At 59.9% G+C, this 23,005-nt stretch carries 9 protein-coding genes; 2 read left to right on the forward strand and 7 right to left on the reverse strand.

All coding sequences use genetic code 11. The annotated features are described in order from the left end of the window. Positions 1–307: 307 nt before the first annotated feature. The 4 genes from nrfD to nrfA all read right to left on the reverse strand — a co-directional run bounded on the left by nrfD (position 308) and on the right by nrfA (position 4,191). Positions 308–1,261: a cytochrome c nitrite reductase subunit NrfD gene (gene nrfD, locus ACY8FN_RS13575; protein ID WP_463100288.1), complete on the reverse strand. Its 954-nt coding sequence runs from the start codon at positions 1,259–1,261 to the stop codon at positions 308–310. Positions 1,262–1,348: 87 nt separating this feature from the next. Then, positions 1,349–2,029 (reverse strand): cytochrome c nitrite reductase Fe-S protein, encoded by a 681-nt coding sequence (gene nrfC, locus ACY8FN_RS13580; RefSeq protein ID WP_463100289.1) that lies wholly within the window; start codon positions 2,027–2,029, stop codon positions 1,349–1,351. Beyond that, positions 2,026–2,655, reverse strand: coding sequence for a cytochrome c nitrite reductase pentaheme subunit (gene nrfB, locus ACY8FN_RS13585; RefSeq protein ID WP_463100290.1), 630 nt, complete (start codon positions 2,653–2,655; stop codon positions 2,026–2,028). The genes nrfC and nrfB overlap by 4 nt, the downstream gene beginning before the upstream one ends. Positions 2,656–2,706: 51 nt before the next feature. Beyond that, positions 2,707–4,191, reverse strand: coding sequence for an ammonia-forming nitrite reductase cytochrome c552 subunit (gene nrfA, locus ACY8FN_RS13590; protein WP_463100291.1), 1,485 nt, complete (start codon positions 4,189–4,191; stop codon positions 2,707–2,709). A 684-nt stretch (positions 4,192–4,875) separates the two neighbouring features. Between nrfA and ACY8FN_RS13595 the strand changes: the two genes are divergently transcribed. Further along, the gene (locus tag ACY8FN_RS13595) at positions 4,876–18,114 is read left to right on the forward strand and encodes a retention module-containing protein (protein ID WP_463100292.1); all 13,239 of its coding nucleotides are present in this window, start codon (positions 4,876–4,878) and stop codon (positions 18,112–18,114) included. Positions 18,115–18,315: 201 nt separating this feature from the next. Here the strand turns inward: ACY8FN_RS13595 and ACY8FN_RS13600 are convergent, their stop codons facing one another. Beyond that, complete coding sequence (locus ACY8FN_RS13600) at positions 18,316–19,836, reverse strand: cryptochrome/photolyase family protein (RefSeq protein ID WP_463100293.1); 1,521 nt, start codon at positions 19,834–19,836, stop codon at positions 18,316–18,318. After that, entirely contained in the window at positions 19,836–20,000 is a 165-nt protein-coding gene (locus ACY8FN_RS13605) for a DUF2256 domain-containing protein (RefSeq protein WP_463100294.1), read from the reverse strand. Before ACY8FN_RS13605 ends, ACY8FN_RS13600 begins: the two co-directional genes overlap by 1 nt. A 457-nt stretch (positions 20,001–20,457) precedes the next feature. On the opposite strand from ACY8FN_RS13605, the gene ACY8FN_RS13610 reads away from it, so the two are divergent. Next, positions 20,458–21,843, forward strand: a complete 1,386-nt coding sequence (locus ACY8FN_RS13610; RefSeq protein WP_463100295.1) for a tryptophanase — start codon at positions 20,458–20,460, stop codon at positions 21,841–21,843. 134 nt (positions 21,844–21,977) lie between these two features. Here ACY8FN_RS13610 and cdd read toward each other — a convergent pair whose 3' ends face one another. Further along, a complete protein-coding gene (cdd, locus tag ACY8FN_RS13615) occupies positions 21,978–22,862 on the reverse strand; it encodes a cytidine deaminase (RefSeq protein WP_463100296.1) in 885 nt (294 codons plus the stop codon). Between the last annotated feature and the right edge of the window lie 143 nt (positions 22,863–23,005).

The following is a 23,005-nucleotide window of genomic DNA, read 5'->3' on the forward strand; positions in this document are numbered from 1 at the left end:
GTTCAATCTTTGATCTCATTCATGTCATGGCACATACGCCGCGTTGTCTCCTGTTTGGCGGGGAGACTCGGCAGGCAGCGGGTGTGGCATCACCAGAAATTCATTGGGCCAGCAACAAACCAGCACCAGTCACCTGAAGGTGGTTGGTGCTTGTTCCCCACTTTTATAACCTGTCCACGATCCGTCGCGAGAGGTTGTCAGCAAGGTAAAGAGCAGCGCAGGAACCGGAGTGTATGTGAATACATGAGGATTCCGAGCAGCACATGAGCCTTGATCACGGCCTCGCAGCAGGAGCGTGAACGGGTTGTTATACGACCGTCATCTGACCGGCGTATAGCACGAAGTAGCGCAGCAGCAGGATCCCCACCAGGGTCAGGCTGCAGACCAGCACCAGATGGCCGTTTCGCTCCCGCAGGGGCGCCGGGGTCAACAGGGCGAGCAGCTGGGGCAGCAGCATGCCGATCCCCACCACCCCGACCCAGAACACCTGAGCCCAGAAACCGCTGCCGATGGCGGCCCACATCGCCACCTCTTTCTGACCACCACCAAAATAGAGGCCGGTAAAGAAGCAGATCAGCAGCAGCACCTCCACCGCCAGCAGCGGCCGCTCGAAGCGGTGGACAAAGCTCACCCCTTGGCTGTGATGGTTCTCCTTGAAGATCGTCACCGCCAGCAAGATGGTGGCGGCGATGCCGGAGCTGATGCCCGAGACCAGAAACAGCACCGGTAGCACCGGGTTGTTGAGCAGCGGATAGGTCTTGAGCGCCGAGAGCAGAAAGCCGGTGTAGGCCCCCAGCAGCACGGCGAGTAGCAGCAACAGCGGTGCCAGCAAGGTTTCAACGCGTGCCAACAGGGCGATCAGTCCATCCACAAAGGCGAACTTCTCTTTCAGCAACCGGCTGCGCAGGGTCTCGATCTCGGAGCGAAACACCACCGCCAGCCAGGCGAACAGCACCGCCATATAGAGCTGGAACAGCATGACCCCCATCGACATCACGGAGTCGAACTGGTAGTGAAACATCAGCTTCCAGAAGGTCCAGGGGCGGGCCAGATGGAAGATAAGGATCAGTAACCCCAGCACCACGCTCGCCGGTGCCAGAATGGCAGTCGCCTTGATGATGCCGCTCTCGCTGCCAGCCCCCTTGCGGCGCAATAGCACCGAGAGGGTGGTGGCCCCCGCAGAGATGCCGAGCAGAAAGAGATAGATAGCGATAGGCCAGTCCCAGACAAGGGAAGGAAAATGAAATGCGTCATACCACATGATCCATTCCTCCTTCTGTTACTGCGGTAGATGGCGATGGGGCAAATCCCCATACCAGAGAGGGAAAGTGAAATGCCGCTTGCATGGTCATGACGTTATCTCCCCTTTGGGCACGCGGTACATCTTGGGCGAGGTGCCGAGCGCCTGCTTGTAGCGATAGGTGGTCTCCTTCACCAGCCGTTTGGCAATCGGGCTGCCCGGATCATCCAGATTGCCGAACACCAGCGCCTTGGTGGGGCAGGATTCCACGCACGCCGGCTCCTTGCCCGCCGCCAGATTGGTCTTGCGGCAAAAGTCGCACTTGTCCGCTACCCGGGTCACCGGGTTGATAAAGCGCACCTGATAGGGGCAGGCGGCGAGGCAATACATGCAGCCGACGCAGAGATCTGCGTCCACATCGACGATGCCATCCTCCTTGCGAATATGGGAGGCGCCAGTGGGGCAGACGTGCACGCAGGGGGCGTTGTCACAGTGCTGGCACGATTTGCGAAAGAAGCGGTACTCGGCGTCGGGATATTCACCGACCGGCCCGGAGCGGATGATCTCGAGGCGCGAGACCCCTTCCGGCACCTTGTTCACCTCCCGGCAAGCATCCATGCAGGCGGTACAGCCGATGCAGGCCGTCTCATCGTGGAGCATGCCGTAGCGCACTCCGTCTATGGTCTGGCTGTGGGCGAGGGGGGTGGCAAGGGAGCGAGTCGACCCCGTCATCATGATAAGGGCCCCTGCGCCCATGCTCGCCATAAAATCACGGCGAGAGCAGCTCATGATGCCTCCTTGCCGGTAGCCGGTTTGGACTGCTCCTGCCGAGCCTTGCTGGCCGCATGCTGCTTGCTGTGGCAGTCGACACAGAGCTTGATGCGTGATGTTTCCGGGATACCCAGCATGGGCTCCTTGGCCGGATGCAACTGGTGACAGCTGGTGCAGGTGAGCTTGGTGGCGTGCACATCGTGGGCCCAGAGCGCCTCGCGCAGTGGTTTGGGCTCGTGGCAGCTCATGCAGACGCCGTTCTGCTCGGTGATGGGGTAGAGCTTGATGCTCTCTTTATCTTTAAGGCTGTGGCTGAAGCGCATCACATCCTTAACCCCTTCCCGATGTTGGGGAGAGGGCAGGCCGTGGCAGTTGGTGCAGGTGACAGGCGCCAGGTTGTTGGGATTGGTCGCCTGACCATGCTTGCCGTGCATCCCTTCGCTCTGCTCCTTGTGACAGTCGGTGCAGGCCTTGTCGGGATTGCGTAAAAACGCCACCTCTTGTGTTGCTGAGACAGGTGTGGCTGAGACAGCTGTGGTCGGAACAGGGGCGGCAACCGATTCGGCCGCCTGACCCTGCAGGCTGGTGAGCAGCATGGCTGCCATCAGCATCAGTCGTAAAAAATCCATCGTTAAATCACCCATAGGAAGCCTCCATCCGCTGCGAGCCCGATCTGGCCGGACCCGCAGGCGCCGTTACTGTGCCAGCCGTCCGGCCGCTTTGGCCTCGGCATCCCAGGCGGGGACCGTGGTCTTGAGGAACTGGGCCTTGTCGCTGTTGAACTGTTTCATGTCCATGCCAAGGGCCGCTTGCGCTTTCTCCTTGGTGGAGATGTCAGGGATGGCGATCTCGTGGCTGATCCCCTTAGTGGCCAACAGGCGTGCCAGCTTGGTACGGGCGTCAGCGGCCTTGTCCAGCGCGCTGCCAAGTACCTTGAGCGCCACTTCGGGGGCGTGCATCTGCACCCCGTGGGAGGCGATGGCGTAATCCCAACGCCACTGGGCGTGACGGATGTCCTGCAGAATATCCTTCATCTCGGTCTCGGTGGCACCGGCATCCCAGGCGGCCTTGGCTTCAAAGTGGGCGTGTACCAGTTGCTTCTCGACCTTCAGCTTGGTCTCGATCACCGCCTCTTTACGCTGCTTGACGATCCCTTGCAGCATCTCCTTGCTCTGGGTGTGGCAGTTGCGGCAGGTCTGCTCGAAGCGATCGAAGGGGTTGCCCACCTTGTGATCGGTGTAGACCTTGCCCTGCTCGTTCTGCACCTTGGGCATGTGGCAGTCGACGCAGGCGACGTTATTCTGGCCGTGAATACCGGCGCGCCAGGTTTCGTACTCGGGGTGTTGGGCTTTCAGCATGGGAGTCTTGGAGAGGGCATGGGTCCAGTCGGCGAAACCCAGCTCGTCGTAGTAGGCTTCCATCTGCTCAACCGTGGTGCCTTTGTCCCAGGGGAATTTCACCGCCTTGCTGGGGCCGCTGAAGTAGTACTCCACGTGGCACTGACCACACACCTGGGACTGCTGATCGAATCGACCTTGCTCCTTGAACGGCTTGCCGATGGCGGTCATGGCCCGGTCGGCATAGGGACGGGAGAGGTGCAGGGCCGGTTTGCCCTCCTTGAACTCCTTCGCGGCGGTGTCGTGGCAGTCGGCGCAGCCGATGGTATTGACGATCTCCGGCCCACCTTTTGCCCACATTCCCTTGAAGTAGCCATCTTCGCCTTTTTCGTCGATAACGCGGGCCACATCCGGGCCTTTGCAGCTCCAGCAGGCCATTGGCAGCGGGCCATCTTCGGCAGTCTTGGGGGCGCCGGTGCGCAGGGTCTCGCGCACGTCGGTCAGGGCATAAAAGTGGCCGCGTGGCTTGTTGTAATCCTTGGCAAAGGGGTAACCGCCCCACAGCACGATCATATTGGGATCTTCCGCCAGCGCGTCGGTGCGTGTCTCGCTCTCGCGGGTGGCCTGCCAGCTGGTGAACTGATCGGCGTGATCCTTGGCGAACAGCTCGCTGCGCGCCTCTATCTTGCCCTGGGTGGTTGCTTCATCAGCCAGTGCCCAGCCGCTGGCGCCAAGCCAGCTGGTCAGCAGCAGGGCGGCGAGCCCCAGTTTGGTATGCCTGTGTTGTGAACCCACGTGTATCACTCCCAGATAAATGTCTTGAGCTGGCCTGATCCGTGCCATCTCGTTGTGCGGGCTGGGCCTGCGCTGGATGGTTGTCAGGTCGATTAATTGTTATGTGTGCATAAATTTGGTGTTCTATGCGATATGCCAGCCAGATGCTAACAAATGGGTAAAGTAAATAATGATTTATCGTGGTCGATTTTGCGCCAGATCAATTGGCCAGAGCAGCAAAGTGCAGAAATGAGATCCTGGTTAACTTTTCTGATATCTCAGCCTGTTGGCAGCCTATGCAGGCGTTGTTTCGCCAATGTGACCGGTTCACATTGTGAGATAGGGGGCGGGGTCTCGAACGGGATAAATAGCGTCAAAATAAATGCATATTTTGTGTTGCTTGATCCCTGTGTTGCATGGATATGCAGTTTTATTTGGTGGTGACAAACTCATCTGGTAGTGATGGTTGTTCGTTTAAATAGCTGGACCAACAGAACCTCCCATCCCTGTGTCAATATTTGTCATATGAAGTCTGGTTTTGCGGCTATATCAGGCCATTGGTTGGTCTCTTGTGAGGCGCTTCTTGCCTCAAAAAGAGGTTTATGCCGACAAGCCGCAAGGTTCGGGTTGTTTACTGCTGCTTTTGTCGAAAATATCGAACAGACCCGTCTTGATAATGGTTGTAAAATGAACAATTAGATGTGCCTCTATAGTGCAGTGACAGGGGCTGGTTAAGGTTTTGCTGGAGGTTGTATGGCTGAGTTGCAAATTGAAAAGTCCACGGTGATTGCTCAACTCGAGGGTTCCGTGTTTGTCATCAGCGCCGATGGCTCTGTCATGCGAGCAACGGTGGGGATGGCGTTGCAGCCGGGGGATCGCCTGCAAACCGCCCAAGGGGGCGATTTTCAACTAGCCGAGCCGGGCAGTGATACCGCCGGTGAGCAAGCGGTTGCCGCCAAACCTGAGCCCGCCACTCCTGCTGCGGATGGACAACCGGCCGATCCAGAATTGGCCTCTTTGCAAGAGGCGATCCGTCAGGGGATCGACCCGACCGAGCTGTTCCAGGAGACCGCCGCCGGTAACGCAGCCCCTGCAGCAGGCAATATCGGTGGTGTTGCCGGTTCCAGCTCGGGTGGTTTTGTGGTGGTCGATCGTACCAATGATGCCACCCTGGCCGAGGCCGGGTTCGATACCGATTATGCGGTGCAACCTGTGGGCGATGAGCTGCTGTTTTCCGAAGAGCGCGATTTCTTTGCGGCCATCACCATCACCGAGCCCCAAACCAGCGACAACATCATCAACGCCGATGAAGCGGCGGGCGTCATTATTCGTGGTGTAGTGGAGGACGTGGAGGTGGGCCAGCCGGTCACCGTCACCCTTATTGATCAGGCGGGCAATTCACTGACGGTGACGACCGTGGTGCTGCCCGGCTTGGTGTGGGAAGCCAATTTTGGCGATGTGACCGGCAAGCTGGTGGATGGCCCGCTGCAGATTGTGGCCAACACCCAGGATCAGGCGGGCAATAATGCCAGCGACACCGGCCAGACTCTGCTCGATACCATCACCACCATTACCCTCGATCTCGCCGATGAGAGCGACAGCGGCGCCAGCCAGACCGATGATCTGACCCGCGACAATACCCCGCTGCTGCAAGGGAAGGGGGAGCCCGGCGCCACCGTGACCCTGAGCCTTGGCGGCAGCGTGCTCACCGTCCTGACGGTGGATGCAGCCGGTAACTGGCAATATCAGCTGCCGCAGACCCTGGCCGATGGCCAGTACCAGTTGCAGGTCAATTCAGTGGATATTGCTGGCAACCGCGCCAGCGATACCCTCGTTATCAATGTCGATACCCAGGCCTTCATCGACATCGATGATCTCGATGCTGCAGCCCTGTTTGGCAACAGCAGCGCCACCCTGAGCGGCACCACCAGCAATGTGGAAGCGGGTCAGAGCGTCACCATCACTCTGGTCGACAGCAATGGCCAGCCGCTGCTGACCACCTCGGCACTGGTGGGGGCCGATGGCCGCTGGCAGGTGAGCGGCCTGGATCTCTCCGGTATCAATCAATCCTTTGAAGTGCGTGCCAGCGTCACCGATCTGGCGGGCAACAGTGCCAGCGATGGCGTGCCACTGATCGGTCAGAGCGAGACCCTGACCCTCTCTGAAGCCGGGTTGGCCGATGGCCCGGTGACCGCCATCGGTAGCCTCAACACCGGTGCCGGTCAGGATGGCAATCTGCAAGTCCGGTTCGCCGCTGATCAGAGTGCGCTAGAAGGGCTGGGGCTTGTCAGCCACGGCGCGCCCCTTGGCTACACCATCAATGGCCAGACCCTGACTGCCACCGCCGGTGGGGCGACAGTCTTTACCCTGACCCTCAACAATGACGGCAGCTACCGCATCGTCTGGAGTCAGAGTCTGGATCACGGCCAGGATGCGTTGCGTCTGCCGTTCAACCTCGAATATAGCGATAGCGACGGCGATCTGGTGAAGGCGCCACTGGTGATCAATCTGGTGGACAGCAATCCGCCCAGCTTCGAGATCTCGGCCATTCCCCTGACCGAAGATGCCTTTACCAACGGTGCCGCCGTGGTGGGCGAGAGCAGCTTTGTGGTCAAACACACCGCCGATCCCCTGTTGGTGGATTCGCTGGTGTTCAGTAACCAGAGTCAGACCCTGGCCACCCTCAACGGTGCTGGGCTGGGCAGTGATGGCCATCCGCTGACATTCGAATTTGCCGGTGATCGCACCCTGTTGGGTTACTACCTGGATGGCAGTGGCAAACGGGTGGAGGTACTGCGTGCCGAGCTGAAGGCGGAGCAGCAAGGCAGCGATGTGGGCGGTCGGGTAGTTGTCACCCTCACCGGGCCGCTGGATCACAAGGGCAGTGACAGCCTCTCCCTCGGCTTGCAGGTGATCGCCAAAGAGATCGATGGCGACAGCACCAGCGCCAACCTGACGCTGACCGTCAATGATGGCAGTGATCCCGCATTGGGTATCGACAAGGGGGTCGCCCTGCAAGAGGGGGCCAGCCAGAGCATCGATGGCCAGTTGCCGGTGACGGTGGGCAGCGATCGTCTGGTCTCCCTCAACTTTGAGGCCAACCAACCGGCGCTGGCGGGGCTTACCAGTCAGGGCAAGGCGACGACTTACGAGGTTCAAGACAACCAGCTGATCGTCAAGGATTGGCAAGGTAAGGCGATCCTCACCGTCACCATCGGGCTGGATGGCAAATACAGCGTCTCCCTGACCGGTGTGTTTGACGAGCCGACCACCACCGATCGCCTCGATCTTGGTCTTAAGGTGCAGGGCAGCGATTTTGATGGGGACAAGAGCAACCTCGGCACCCTTAACATCACCATTACCGACGGCGCCTTGCCACAGGTTAATCCTGTTTCGGTCACCTTGACCGAAGATAGCAACTGGCAGCAGGGCCAGACCCTTAACGGGGAGCTGGCCATCACCGCGGGCAGCGATCCGCTGACCAGCATCACCTTCGATGCCAATCAGCCGGGGCTGCAAGGGTTCACCTCGGGCAAGCAGGCCGTGACCATCACGGTGGCCGATCATCTGATCGAGGGGCGCACCCCCGATGGCAAGCTGGTGTTTGAGCTGACCCTCGGTAACGATGGCAAATACAGCTTCACCCTCCATCAACCGCTGGATCAGGGCAGTGCCGACAGCCTGCTCAAGGCGGGCTTTACCCTGCTCGACAGCGATGGTGACAAGGTCTCTTCCACCATTACCGTGGCATTAGGTGATGGCGCCAATCCGACCATCTCCGCCGTGACCGGCACCACGATTACTGAAATGGCGCAAGGGGAGGCGGCCGCGGTCAGCACCATGAGTTTCTCGGTGGCGCACGGCAGCGATGCCCTCGACCCCAACTCCCTTGGTTTTGATATCGCCGCCATTCAGAGCACCCTGACCGGACTGACCAGTCACGGCAACCCGGTCACCTTCTCCCTCGACGCCAACGGCCAGTTGGTCGGGAGCGCGGGTGGGCAGGTGGTGCTGCGTGCCGAGCTGAGTCTGCTCGACAACAACGGCAACTGGAGTGTCACCGCCAAGGTGACACTGAGCGGCGAGCTGGATCACAAGGGGAGCGAATCCCTCAACCTGCCCCTTGCCATTACTCTCGCCGACAAGGATGGCGACCGCATTGGCACTACGCTGTCGCTCACCATCGCGGACGGCACGGCGCCGAGCTTTATCCCCGGCATCGGTGTAACCCTGGATGAGGGGAACCTCACCAGCAACAACAGCCTGAGCCAAACCGGTCACTTTGACGTGCAAGCCGGGTCGGATCGGGTCGTCGAAGTGGCGTTTGCCGATGCCGGCGAACAGCCTGCGCTGACCGCATTGGGTAAACCGGTGCAATACGAGCTGGTTGACGGCAATAGCGCCATCCCCGGCAGTCAGTTGCTCAAGGGCTATGTGATGGTGGATGGCCTGCGGGTCGAGGTGTTCGAGGTCAAGCTTGTTGGTAGCCTCGATCAGGCTGGCAAGAACGGGTTTGACTATCAGGTGACCCTCTATCAGGGACTCCATCAGAACGGCAACGCCGTGACCGAGCTGCCGATCAAGGTGATCGTCAACGACTACGACAAGGCGGGTGGCAACAACGACAGCACCAGCGGCATCCTCAATATCAAGATTGGGGAAGGGGAGAAACCGACCCTCACCCTGACCGGTGTGACCCTCAATGAAGGGCGCTTCGATGGCTCCGCCAATAACCAGACGGCGGATGATCAGCAAGCGAGCGGCAAGATCACCATCAAAGCCGACTCGGATCCGGTGACCGATGTGCGACTGACCCTCTCCGGTCAGGTCATGGATGCCAGCGGCAAGCCCATTACTCACAATGGCGAGAGCTTGAGCTGGAAAGCGGTTGGCACCGATGGCCACACTTTCCAGGCAGTGACCAGCGGTGGTCTGGTAGTGATGACGGTGTCCATCCCCACTGTACCCGCCAGCATCGCCGCCCACACCAGTGTGGATATCGGCTATCAGGTGACGGTGCATACCAACCTGGATCACGGTGCCGACAACAAGTTGGCGCTGACCCTGCCGGTCGAAGTCACCGACAGCGATGGCAGCAAAAATCAGGGAACCGCTACTATCACGGTGAGTGATAGCGCAGACCCTGTGCTCGGTCTCGATAAAGGCGTCGCCCTGCAAGAGGGGGGCAACCAGAGCATTGATGGCCAGCTGCCGGTGACGGTGGGCAGCGATCGTCTGGCCTCCCTCAACTTTGACAGCAACCAACCGGCGCTGGCGGGGCTCACCAGCCAGGGCAAGGCGACAACCTATGAGGTGCAAGATAACCAGCTGATCGTCAAGGATTGGCACGGCAAGCCGATCCTCACCGTTACCATCGGGCTGGATGGCAAATACAGCGTCTCCTTGACCGGTGTGTTTGATGAGCCGACTACCACCGATCGACTCGATCTTGGTCTTAAGGTGCAGGGCAGCGATTTTGACGGGGACAAGAGCAACCTCGGCACCCTCAATATCACCGTTACCGACGGTGCCTTGCCGCAGGTAGATCCTGTTTCCCTCACCCTGACCGAAGATAGCAACTGGCAGCAGGGCCAGACCCTTAACGGCGATCTGGCTATCACAGCGGGCAGTGATCCACTGGCCAGCATTACTTTTGATGCCAGTCAGCCGGGGCTGCAAGGCTTCACTTCGGGCAAGCAGGCCGTGACCATCACGGTGGCTGATCAGCGTATCGAGGGGCGTACCCCCGATGGCAAGCTGGTGTTTGCGCTGACCCTCGGCAACGATGGCAAATACAGCTTCACCCTCCATCAGCCGCTGGATCAGGGCAATGCCGACAGCCTGCTCAAGGCGGGTTTTACCCTGCTCGACAGCGATGGTGACAAGGTCTCTTCCACCATTACCGTGGCGGTAGGAGATGGCGCCAACCCGACCATCTCCGCCGTGACCGGCACCACGATCACCGAGATGGCGCAAGGGGAGGCGGCCGCCGTCAGCACCATGAGTTTCTCGGTGGCGCACGGCAGCGATGCCCTCGACCCCAACTCCCTTGGTTTTGATATCGCCGCCATTCAGAGCACCCTGACCGGACTCACCAGCCACGGTAACCCGGTCACCTTCTCCCTCGACGCCAACGGCCAGTTGGTCGGGAGCGCGGGTGGGCAGATGGTGCTACGTGCCGAGCTGACTCTGGTCGACAACAACGGCAACTGGAGTGTCACCGCCAAGGTGACACTGAGTGGCGAGCTGGACCACAAGGGGAGCGAATCCCTCAACCTGCCGCTGGCTGTCACCCTTGCCGACAAGGATGGCGATCGTATCGGGACCACGCTGCCGCTCACCATCGCCGATGGCAAGGCACCGAGCTTTATCCCGGGCGCTGGTGTGACCCTGGATGAGGGGAACCTCACCGGCAGCAACAGCCTGAACCAAACCGGTCACTTTGACGTACAAGCCGGGTCGGATCGGGTCGTCGAGGTGGCGTTTGCCGATGCCAACCAGCAACCGGTCCTCACTGCCCTCGGCCAGAGCGTCAAATACGAGCTGGTTGACGGCAATAGCGCCATCCCCGGCAGTCAGCTGCTCAAGGGCTATGTGATGGTGGATGGCCAGCGGGTCGAGGTGTTCGAGGTCAAGCTGGTTGGCAGCCTCGATCAGGCTGGCAAGAACGGGTTTGACTATCAGGTGACCCTTTATCAAGGGCTCCATCAAGGCGGCAATGCGGTGACCGAGCTGCCGATCAAGGTGATCGTCAACGACTACGACAAGGCGGGTGGCAACAACGACAGCACCAGCGGCATCCTCAATATCAAGATTGGGGAAGGGGAGAAACCGACCCTCACCCTGACCGGTGTGACCCTCAATGAAGGGCGCTTCGATGGCTCCGCCAATAACCAGACGGCGGATGATCAGCAAGCGAGCGGCAAGATCACCATCAAAGCCGACTCGGATCCGGTGACCGATGTGCGACTGACCCTCTCCGGTCAGGTCATGGATGCCAGCGGCAAGCCCATTACTCACAATGGCGAGAGCTTGAGCTGGAAAGCGGTTGGCACCGATGGCCACACTTTCCAGGCAGTGACCAGCGGTGGTCTGGTAGTGATGACGGTGTCCATCCCCACTGTACCCGCCAGCATCGCCGCCCACACCAGTGTGGATATCGGCTATCAGGTGACGGTGCATACCAATCTGGATCACAGGGCGGATGACAAACTCAACCTGACCTTGCCAATCAAGGTGACCGACAGCGACGGCAGCGTGATCACAGGCAGTACCACTGCGGTGATCACCGATGCCGCCGATCCCGTGATCACCAACGTCGAGGGGGGAACCGTCAAGGAGTCGGATCTCAATGGTGGCGGTGGCCAGCATGGTGGCACCAGCCCCTCAGGTACGGGAGAAGTTGCCATCGGCCAGGTGACGATTGCCGCCGGGAGTGACCGGGTGGTCTCTCTGCAACTGGATGTGGCCCGTTTCAACGCCCTCAACAGCCTCACCTCGGGGGGCAAAGCGGTCTCCATAGGCGCCGATAGCCAGCTGGGCGTGTATCTTGGCAAGGACAGTGCGGGCAAGCTTATCTTCAAGCTGACTCTGGATGTCTCCGGCCGTTATACCTTCGAGCTCACCGGCAATCTGGATCACAGCGTCCAGGGCAAGGATCTGCTGGACATTCAGTTGCCGCTACAGGCATTGGACCGTGACGGAGACCTCAGTGCCGAAGTGATTGGCCATGTGAGCGTGCAGGATGATGTCCCCGTGGCTGTGGATGCGAGAAAGACCCTGAATGAAGGTGCGAAAGTGACCGGCGATCTGCTGGCCATCGCCAGCGAAGGGGCGGACGATGCGGTGGTGAAATCGGTGACCATCAATGGTACCGAACACCCTATCGCGGCTAGCGGCAACACCACCATCGCGGTGGCAGACAGCACAGGGCAAGTTATCGGCACCCTGGTGATCAATGCCGAGGGTACCTACAGCTTCACCGCGAAACCGGGCATCGATCACAGCAACACCACGCTGGTGCAGCAGATTGAATTTCATCTGGTGGACGGGGACCGAGATACTGATGATGGGGTCCTGACCCTGACCATCCGGGACGAGGCTGGCAAGCTCATCGTGAGCGCGGTCACCGGCCAAGAGGATGCGGGGGCGACCACTCCCGGCCAGGGGATCCCCATCACCATGAGCCTGGATGTGGGGGATTTCGATCGGGGCGAGCATGTGGAGCAGTTGCTTATCCAGGCGCCTGCCAATGCCCAGGGCACCTTCTATTTCAACGGTGTCGCACTGACCACCATCACCCAGGGTGGCAAGACCTGGTATCAGGTGCCGCCAGAGGCCATGGTGGCGGTGGCCAATACCAACGACAAGTTCCAGCTGACCGGCGTCACCTTCGTACCAAATCATGACTACTCGAGCTTCAACAACGGAGGCAGTGCGCTGCGCTTCTCGGTGCAATTACAGGTGGGCGTCACCGAGGGGAGCAAGCCCCCGGTGTTGACCGGCAATCTGGACATTACGGTCGCGGGCATTGCCGACAAGCCGCTCTGGGATGGGGCGAGCACGAATCAGCACTACATCACCAATGAAGACAGTGCCGGCATCGCGCTCAATGTGAAGGCTGCGCTCACCGATACCGATGGCTCCGAAACCCTGAGCTACCAGATCAAGTGGGAGTCGGGCAAGGGCACGCTCATGCTCAACGGGGTTGAACTCAAGCCAAACGCCAGCGGACTCTACACCGTCTTTGCCAGTGACATTAACAAGGTGACCGTGGTTCCGGGCAAGGATTTCAGTGGTGACATCAAGCTGTCGGTGACCCCGATCAGCACGGAGCAGAACCCGATCGCTCCGGGTCAGGGTACGGCGCAGGGAGACAAGATTGAGCTGGTGATCAACGTCAATCCGCAGGCGGATGACGCCAAGCTGACAGTGCGCGAGATCCAGGGCAAGGAAGATACCCTGCTCGATCTGGGCAGCAAGATCTCCCTGGCCCATCTGGGTGACAAACTCGATGGTTCCGAGCAGATGTTTGTCCGCATCAGTGGCCTGCCTGCCGGTGCAACTTTGTTGCTGGGTGGCGCCGCTGTGGCGCAGAACGCGGCGGGTTACTATGAGGTTCCTTTTGATCGCATTGGCGAACTCAAGCTGCAACCGCTGAAAAACAGCAACGTCGATTTTGACCTCACCATCAAGGGGGTGGTGAAAGACACCGCCACCTTGACCGATGCCAATGGTCAGACCCACATAGTGGTCAACGAGAAAGAGACTGGTAGTCAGGCGCTCCATGTGGATCTGGTGGGGGTGGTCGATAGACCGGACTTTATCCTCAATGGTACTGACTGGACCCATGATGGTATTGGTCAAGGCTACAGCATAACAGTGGCCGAAGATGGTCAGGCACCGCTCAACTTCAAGCTAGTTTCCGGTGAACTGGCTGATACCCCATCCGACACATCTGAGAGTCTTAATCTGGTGCTCAGCGGCTTACCGGAAGGGGCCAAGGTGTTTGATGGTAAAGGGAATGAGTTGACGCTCACCTTTGCAGGACTCGATGCCCATGGCAAGCCCACCTATCAGGTTGATATTAAAGAGCTAGGCAACCTGGTGATCCAGCCTCCTCATAATAGCACGGCGGATTTGAACCTGATTGCCAAGGTGGTGGTGACCGAGAACGATGGTGATCACAAGAGCTTTGAGGTGCCCTTGCACATCAAGGTGGAACCGGAAATCGATGCAACCAACTACAACAAGACCAGTCATGGGCTGGAAGACCAGTTCGTGGTGCTCGACTGGCATCCGGTGCTGAGCGATGGTGCTGAGAAGGTGACGCATCTTAGCCTCTCAGGTATCGAGCCCGGCTACGAAATCTGGATCCGGGTGGGCGGGGTAGAGACCCAGCTCACCGTGAATGGCGGTGTGGTGGACTTGAGTGACGCAGATCTGAAGAGCCTGTTAAACGGCGGCCAACTGCTGGTGAAAGCGCCAGAAGATAGCGACCGGGATACCACCATCAAGAGTCATGTCACCGTGACTCAACAGGACGTGGATTCCAGTGTGGTGGTTAACAAGGTGATTGATGGTCAGCTGCACGTCGATATTCAGGCGGTAGTCGAGCCTGATGGGACATTGGCACAGACAGGGGGGCCTCTTGTTGGTCTGGGTGGTAGCGATATCGATCTCTCGGGTCGCTTTACCTTTACCGACCTGGATCCCTCCAGTGTGGAAGAGATCGATTATCTGGTCGTCAACCTGCCGGTGTTGAACGGCGGGGTGGGCGATCAGTTTGTGGTGATCGGCGGTATCAACAATGGCAATGGCAGCTGGATTGTGCCAGCGGGTAACCTTGGTAGCTTCCAGTTGCATGCACCAGATGGCTACATCGGGAAAGTCGACCCCATTCGCATCGATGCCATGGTGATAGACCGCAGTGAAGATGGTGATCCGAGTGCCCACGCCAAATTGAGTCTGGAGACCAGCGCCGTATTTGGTAGCACCCCTGTTACTCCACTGACACCGGCTGCCACCGTGGATATTGACGACAATACTGTGTTGGTTGGCAAGGAAGACATTCGGGTTAACTTTGGTGAACAGCTCAAAGGCGTGATCCATATCGGCGCGGCTGATCAGGGCAGCGACGAAGTGACCATCATCCTCAAGGGGTTACCAGCGGGCGTGACCATCAGCGGGGCCGAGTACAACATCTCGACCGGTGAGTATGTGATCAAAGTGCCGCCGTCACTGGCGGGCCTGGAAGGGCTGACGCTGGGAGTACCCTCTGATTTTGCCGGTTCCCTCAATATCGAGGTGAAGGTGGTCAATACCGATACTGCCAGCGGTGATATCAAGACAGATAGCAGCACTGTCCGGGTTGATGTGGCCCCGGTGGTAGATGTGAACGGCGGTGCTGACGGCCAACCCGAGCTTACCCTGACGGTGCTCGATACCAACAACGATGGTCAGCCGGACAATCTGGAAGATACCCACATTCACCTCGACTTGTCGGTCAAACTGGCTGATATCAGCCCGAGCGTGGCTGACGGCGGTCTCGAGACGGTGAAGGCGGTGACCATTACCGTCGATCCCAGGTTCGGCTATTTCCTGGTCGGTAACCAGCAACTGACCACCCTGGTGGTCAGCGATGTGGCGGCGCTTAAAGATCTGGTGTTTGTGCCCAAAGAGCACTTTAGCGGCAAGGTGCCGCTGGATATCAAGGTCGATATCATTGATACCGCCACCACCGGCACGGCGCAAGCCAGCTGGAACGGGCAGGCAGAATTTGAGATCAAGCCGGTCAACGATCCGGCCAAGCTCACGGTGCACAGTGTCACGGGGAGTGAGGATGGTACGGCCAACCTTGCCGGATTTAGCGCAACCCTTATCGACAACGATGGCTCCGAGCAGATCGTCGCGCTGCAGATCAAGGGGGTACCGGATGGCTTCACCCTGTCGGCTCCGGCGGTCAACAATGGCGGCGGCGTTTGGCAGATCCCGGTGGGGACCGATTTCTCCAAACTGACCCTGATCCCGCCAGCGGACTTCAGTGGCACAGTGGAGCTGTCGCTGAGCGCCTTTACTCTGGACAAGGGGCTCACCATCCCGCTCGAAACCAGTGGCAGCTTTACCGTCACCGTGACGCCGGTTGGGGATGCCATCATCGCCGACATTCAAGGTCAGGCGAGCGGTACCGAGGGGGATGTGATCACCCTGGATCTGGGGCTGGAGACCCGGGATACCCAGCCAACCGGCGGCAGTGCGGGTAATGTGCATGAGAACAAGCCGGAGCAGGTGCGGGTCACCATCGAAGGGGTCCCTGATGGTGCCCAGATCCGCTTGCCAAATGGCGTAGCGGGGAGCGTTGTTGATCTGGGTGGCGGTCGCTGGCAGGTCACCACCGAGGGCGGCAAGCTTGGCGCTGTCGAGCTGGTGACCAATGATGCCAACGGTGCGCTGGAGCTCAAGATCACGGCCCAGAGCCTCGATAACGGTGCCCTTGGCCCCGTGGTCAGTGGCACCATCCATGTGGATGTGAGCCCGGTCAACGATGCGCCCATTAACGTATTGCCAACGACCTCTCAGGTCGCGCAGGAAGATCAACCTTTCGTCATTCAGGGCTTGCAGGTGAAAGATGTGGATGCGGGCAGCAGCCCCATCAAGATCACCCTGTCGGTGGAACATGGCACTCTGACGCTGCCTGCAGGCAGCGGCGTGACTGTGGTCGGCAACGGCACTGGTTCTCTGGTGCTGACCGGCACGCTGGCCGCTCTCAATGCCTTGCTCTCTGGTGGGGTGACCTATCAGGGCAACAGTGATTTCCACGGCAGTGACGCCCTGACCATGGTCACCAACGATCAGGGGAACACCGGTAGCGGCGGGGCACTCAGCGATACCGATGTGCTGCTCATCGAGGTGCAGCCGGTCAACGATGCGCCGGTTAATCAGCTGCCAACGGCGCCGCTGGTGGCGCAGGAAGATCAGCCGTATACCATCCACGGCCTGCAGGTGAAGGATGTAGATGCAGGCAGCAGCGCCATCGAGGTTCGCCTCTCGGTGGCGCACGGCACCCTCAATCTGGTGGCGGGTAGCGGGGTGACGGTGACCGGCAACGGTAGCGGTACGCTGGTGCTCAGCGGGCCGCAGGATGCCATCAATGCGCTGCTGTCCGGTGGGGTGACCTATCAGGGTAAGCAGGACTTCAATGGTCAGGATCAGCTCACCATGGTGACCAGTGATCTTGGCAATAGCGGCAGCGGTGGCGCGCTGAGTGATGCCGACGTGGTGGCCATCGAGGTGCAGCCGGTAAACGATGCCCCGGTCAATCAGCTGCCTGCCAGCATGACGGTGAAGGAGGATGGCTCCCTGTCGCTCTCCGGCGTCAGTGTTAAGGATGTGGATGCAGGCAGTGCGCCCGTCTCCATGGTGCTGCGGGTCGAGCATGGTGTGCTGACCCTGCTTGGCGCAACTGGCGCTGTGGTGGTGCAGGGGGCGGGTACCAGCGAGATCTCCCTGGTGGGGTCGCTGGCCGATCTAAACCAGTTGCTGGCCAGCCAGTTGCACTATGAACCGGCCAAAGATTTCTGGGGGCAGGATAATCTCACTATCACCACCTCGGATCAGGGTAACAGTGGTGCTGGCGGTGCGAAAACCGACACCGATCAGCTGGCTATCACGGTCACGGCCGAGCCGGATATGCCAAATCTGACGGTGGATCAGCATGCGTTCCATGCCTTGCAGGGGGCTGTGATCCCGCTGGGTCTCAACGCCAGCGTGGTCAATCCGGCAACCGGCGAGCTCTCCATCCGTATCAGCGGTCTGGATGGGGCTCAGGTGCAGGACGAGCATGGCCAGAGCGTCGGTCATGCCGATGGCAATGGCGACTGGCTGATCCCTGCCGATCACTCGGTTCCGCTCTTCTTCAGCGGTTTTGGCGCGGGTGACCATGTGCTGGGGATTAGTGCCGAGTCCAGTGTCGGCGGTTCAACCGTTAGCACGCCCCTTGATACCATCACGGTGCACGGCCAGAGTGGTCATGAGCTGATCGGTTCCGATCAGGGGGATTGGCTGTTTGGCTCCTCCGGTGATGACCGCTTGTTTGGTGGTCAGGGCAACGACATCCTCACCGGTGGGGCTGGCAGCGATCTCTTCGTCTGGCAGCACGGGGACGAGGGGAGTCAGGGTCAGCCCGCGATCGATACCATCACCGACTTCCACCCGGAGCAGGGGGACAAGATCGATCTGGCCGATATGCTACAGGGGGTGACTAGCAATGATGTTGATGATCTGCTCAATCACCTTTCCGCTTCGGTTACGGCAGGTAGTAACGGTCTGAGTGATGTGAGCCTCTCGGTGGCACCAGCAGGGGATGGGCAGGTAACCCAGCAGATTACGTTGAAGGATGTGGACTTGAGCAGCTGGAATCTGGCCAGTACCTCGTCCCACGATGTGCTGCAGAGCATGCTGGATAACCACAGTCTGATCACTCAGCACCCCTGATAGGGTGGGTGTTTTTTGTGCCCGAGGTGGTGGCCTTTTTGAGGCCGACTTTACGTGGTGTGTTGCATGGGGCGCTTCGGTGCCCCATGTACATACTGTATGATCGCAAAACCCTTCCGTGAGTTGATGGTTGATTGCCACGGCGCCGCAAGCAGGCCGTCGCGGTTATCCATAGCGTCAACGAGGGGGATATGAATGTGCCTAAAGCTGCTCAAGGTGGATCAAATGGTATTCTGCGCTGGCCAATATGGCTTGTTGTTGTGGCTCGGGTTGCCCATCCCAATTGGCATAGGGCAGGGTGAGGCGGGGATTGCTGCCAAGTTTATCCCGATTGCGCCATAAAAAGTGCCAATAGAGGCTGTTGAACGGGCAACTCCCCTCACCGCTGCGGGCCTTGACCTGATAGTGACACCCTTTGCAGTAGTGGCCCATCCGCTCGAGATAAGCGCCGCTGCTGACGTAGGGTTTGCTGCCCATCAGGCCGCCATCGGCAAACTGACTCATGCCGCGGGTATTGGGTAGCTCCACCCACTCGATGGCATCGACATAGATCCCCAGATACCACTCATCGACCTGGTCAGGATCTATCCCCGCCAGCAGGGCAAAGTTGCCAGTCACCATCAGTCGCTGAATATGGTGGGCGTAGCCGTGATCCAAAGACTGGCGAATGGCGTGGCGTACGCAGGCCATCTTGGTCTCACCGCTCCAGAAAAAGCCTGGCAGCGGCCGATCTGCGCCCAGAAAATTGCTGCTGCCATAGGCGGGCATTTTTTCCCAATAGAGGGCGCGGACAAACTCGCGCCAGCCGAGGATCTGGCGAATAAAGCCCTCCACTTGCGCCAGGGTGATGGTGTCCTGATTGGTCTGCCAATGGGATTGCGCGGCGCGGATCACCTCGAGGGGGTGGAGCATCTTGCTGTTGAGGGAAAACGACAAGCGGCTGTGAAACAGACTCCAGCCTCGCTCGCTCAGGGCATCCTGATAGCGGCCAAAGTGCGGCAGGCAGTGCGTCAGAAAGTGCTCCAGCAGCTCGCGGCTCTGGCGCCGGGTGATGGGCCACGGCAGTTTGCTGGCATCGGCGCTCCCCAGCGTCTTGACCCCATGGCGTGTCAGCATGGCATCAATCTCGCTCACCTCGTTGGCAAAAAGCAGGGGGGCGGGAATGGGCTGACGCTCCGGCAGCTTGGCACGATTCTCGTCATCAAAATTCCAGCGCCCGCCAAGGGGTTTGCCGTCCTCATCCAGCAACACCTTGTATTGCTTGCGCAGGGCGCGGTAGAAGAACTCCATCCGGCTGTGGGGATAGCGCTGCCAACCATCGCGGGGAGTGAGAAAATGCTCGCTCTCCACCTCCGTGGTCGGCATGGCAAGGCTCGCTGCCCAGCTTTTCAACTGGCTGGCGAGGCGCCACTCATCCGGGCTCTGCCAGGCAAAGCTGCTGGCTTGATGGAGTGCGAGCTGAGCTTCCAGCAAGCTGGGCAAGTCGGGCCAGCGGGCACTCTCATCGAGAGTCAGGTAACAGACGCGGTGACCTGCCTTGCCAAGGGCCGCCGCAAAGGCGCGCATGGCGGCTAAGAAGGCCAGCACCTTCTGGCGATGGTGGCGGCAGTAGTCGGTCTCCTGACGCAGCTCTGCCATCAGATAGCAGACGGCCGGATTCGGGGTGCGAAACCAGCTGTGACCGGCGTTCAGCTGATCGCCGAGTACAAGGCGTAGCTCCATCAGGCTTGCTCCCCATTATGTTGACGGCTGCGGTGACGCGCGTGGCGACAGCGCTCGCTGCAGTAGCGAACCTCCTCCCAGCTGTGTGCCCACTTGCGCCGCCAGCTGAAGGGGCGCTGGCAGATGGGGCAGTTCTTCTCGGGCAGATGGGGTTTGCGATGCATGATGGCTTCCGGCCTTGGCTGATGAGTGAGGTGGCGTGCGCTTGGGTAAGATAACGAACAGGAGGCGCGGGCGGATCAACCTCACTGCCGGTTTGCCGCGCAGATGCGCACTTTGTGAGCAGGCGCACAGCTAGCCGGTATGCCCCTTGTGTCGCCGAACCACCCCCGCTAACGTGGCGAAGCTGCCAGTTGGCAGCGCAATCATTTTTTTGGTAACCAACTTCTTTTTACAACCGACATGGAGGGGAGTGATGCCAATTATGACAGCTACGCCCCGGGCAGCTTGCCTGCTCGCCCACTGGTATACCCGAGATCCCATTCTCACCTTCGACTTTCCTCACCGCTGAAAGGCGGCACCCGCCACTCGAGAAAACCAGCCGGATGACGCTGATCGCCCCGGCCCCGTTACCTATCCGTTTTTCACGAGCACTGGCCCCGCGCCGGTGAGGAGTCTTATATGCGTCGTATACCCGAACCGTTTCGTATCAAGATGGTTGAACCCATCAAACAGACCACTGGCGCCGAGCGTCGCGTCGCCCTCGAGGCCGCAGGCTGGAACCCCTTCCTGCTGCTGGCCGAAGATGTCTATATCGATCTGCTGACCGACAGCGGCACCGGTGCCATGTCCGATCGCCAGTGGGCCGGCATCATGATGGGGGATGAGGCCTATGCGGGCAGCCGTAACTTCGTCGAGCTGGAGCGCGCAGTGCGCGACATTTTCGGCTATCAACATGTGATGCCGACCCACCAGGGGCGTGGGGCGGAGCAGATCCTCTTCCCCGAACTGGTCAAGCGCTGCAAGGGCAAGGCGCCGGTCTTTATCTCCAACTACCACTTCGACACCACCAAGGCCCATGTGGAGTTGGCTGGCGCGCGGGCCATCAACCTGCTCACCCCGAAAGCCCTCGACACCACGGCCCCTTACGCCTGGAAGGGGGATTTCGATCTCGGTCGCCTGACCGACACCATCGAGACCCTGGGGGCCGACAACGTGGCCGGTGTCATCATCACGATCACCTGCAACAGCGCCGGTGGCCAGCCGGTCTCCATGGCCAACATGCAGGCGGTCTCCGAGCTGGCTCGTCGCCACCATATTCCGGTGGTGATCGATGCCGCCCGCTTTGCCGAGAACGCCTGGTTTATCAAGACGCGCGACCCGGCTTATGCCAAGAGCAGCATCGGGGAGATAGTGCGTCAGATGTTTGCGCTGGGGGACATGTTCACCATGTCGGCCAAAAAGGACGGGCTGGTCAATATCGGCGGTCTTTGCTGCTTTAAGGCGGATCTCGACCTGTTCCGTGCGGTGCAGGTGCGCTGCGTGGCAATGGAGGGTTTTGTCACTTATGGCGGTCTCGCCGGGCGGGATATGGCGGCGCTTGCCATCGGCCTGCGGGAGGGGATGGACGAGGAGTATCTGACCTATCGCATCAGTCAGGTGGCCTATCTGGGTGAGCGGTTGGCCGAGGCGGGCATCCCCATCCAGAGCCCCACTGGCGGTCATGCGGTGTTTGTCGATGCCAAAAAGCTGCTGCCCCAGATTCCGGCCGAGCAGTTCCCGGCCCATGCGCTGGCCTGCGCGCTCTATCTGGAAGGGGGCGTGCGCGGGGTGGAGATCGGCTCCCTGCTGCTGGGGCGCGATCCCGCCACCGGCAAGCAGGAGGCGGCGGACTTTGAGCTGCTGCGTCTCACCATTCCACGGCGGGTCTACACCCGGGATCACATGGACTATGTGGCCGACTGCCTGATCGCGGTGAAAGCGCGGGCCAGCGACATTCGCGGGCTCACCTTTGACTATGAGCCGCCGCTGCTGCGCCACTTTACCGCACGGCTCAAGCCGGTTTGATCAGCAACAGGCTTGAGGAATTGATCAACCGCGCAGAGCGGTGAAGATCAAGGGCAGCTCCCGGTTAAACCGCCCAGTAAAAAAGCCCCCGCACCAAGGTGCGGGGGCTTTTGTTTATCGAGGCGGAGCAGGGGTTAGACCGCCTGATACTCCAGCTCGACGGAGCCCAGTGCCTTGAGGGTGGACTGGGCGGAGTCACGCTGGCTGATCTGGCCGTTTTTGCTCTCCAGCAGCACGGCGCGTTTGATGGTAGCGAGATCTTCACCACCCAATACCGCGTGGGCACAGGCCATCTGCATCGGCGGCAGGCTGGGGTTGAAGGCGGCGTTCTCGGCGTAACGGCCAGTGAACATACGGCCATCGGCAAACTGCAGCGCCACTGCGGCATAGCCTTGGCTGTAAGGGGCATAGCTTTGACGGGCGGCAGTCAGCACGGCTTGCCACAGCGGGTCTTCGCTCTCCAGCGTTAGCTCGGCGTGGTCCTGTGGGCTCATCAGCGCATCTGTGATGTCGAGATCCGCCGGGCCGAACGAGTGGGGCAGGAAAGAGTGCAGGGTGCTCAAGTCATCGGGCAGAGAAACTTTGAGGATCTTGGCGGTGCTCAGCTCATTCATAAACTGACGGCAGTGGCCACAGGGGGTGTAGTTGACGGTGATCTCGCTGATCCCGGTCTCGCCGCCCAGCCATGCGTTGGAGATGGCAGACTGCTCGGCATGAACCGAGTGGAACAGACCTTGCCCCGCGAACTCCATGTTGGCGCCGAAGTACCAGCTGCCGCTCAGGCCGCAGGCGATGGCACCGACATAAAATTTGGAGATGGGCGCCACCGAGCAGGCGGCAGCCAGCGGCAACAGAGCGAGGCGCAGAGCGCGCTCATCCAGCCCGGTGGCGGCTTTCAGGGTGGCGACTTGCTCCGGGGTGAAACGGGCATTGAAGTCGGCACTATCCAGCATGGGCTGTACGGCTGCTTTGAGCGGAGCAGAGAGGGTATCGAATGGCTTGGCAAAACGGGGATGCATAGTGTGTCCTCAAAGGCCAATTGGGCGGCCATTGTAGGGAGCCAGCTCGGGTAAATATGTGAGCAGGCTCACGCCCTGACGGGCAAACGGAGGGAGATGGTAATGGAAACGTTTGTCTTGTGCAAATTGTGCGGCAGGTCGCA

Source organism: Aeromonas sp. 160P (assembly GCF_055193095.1).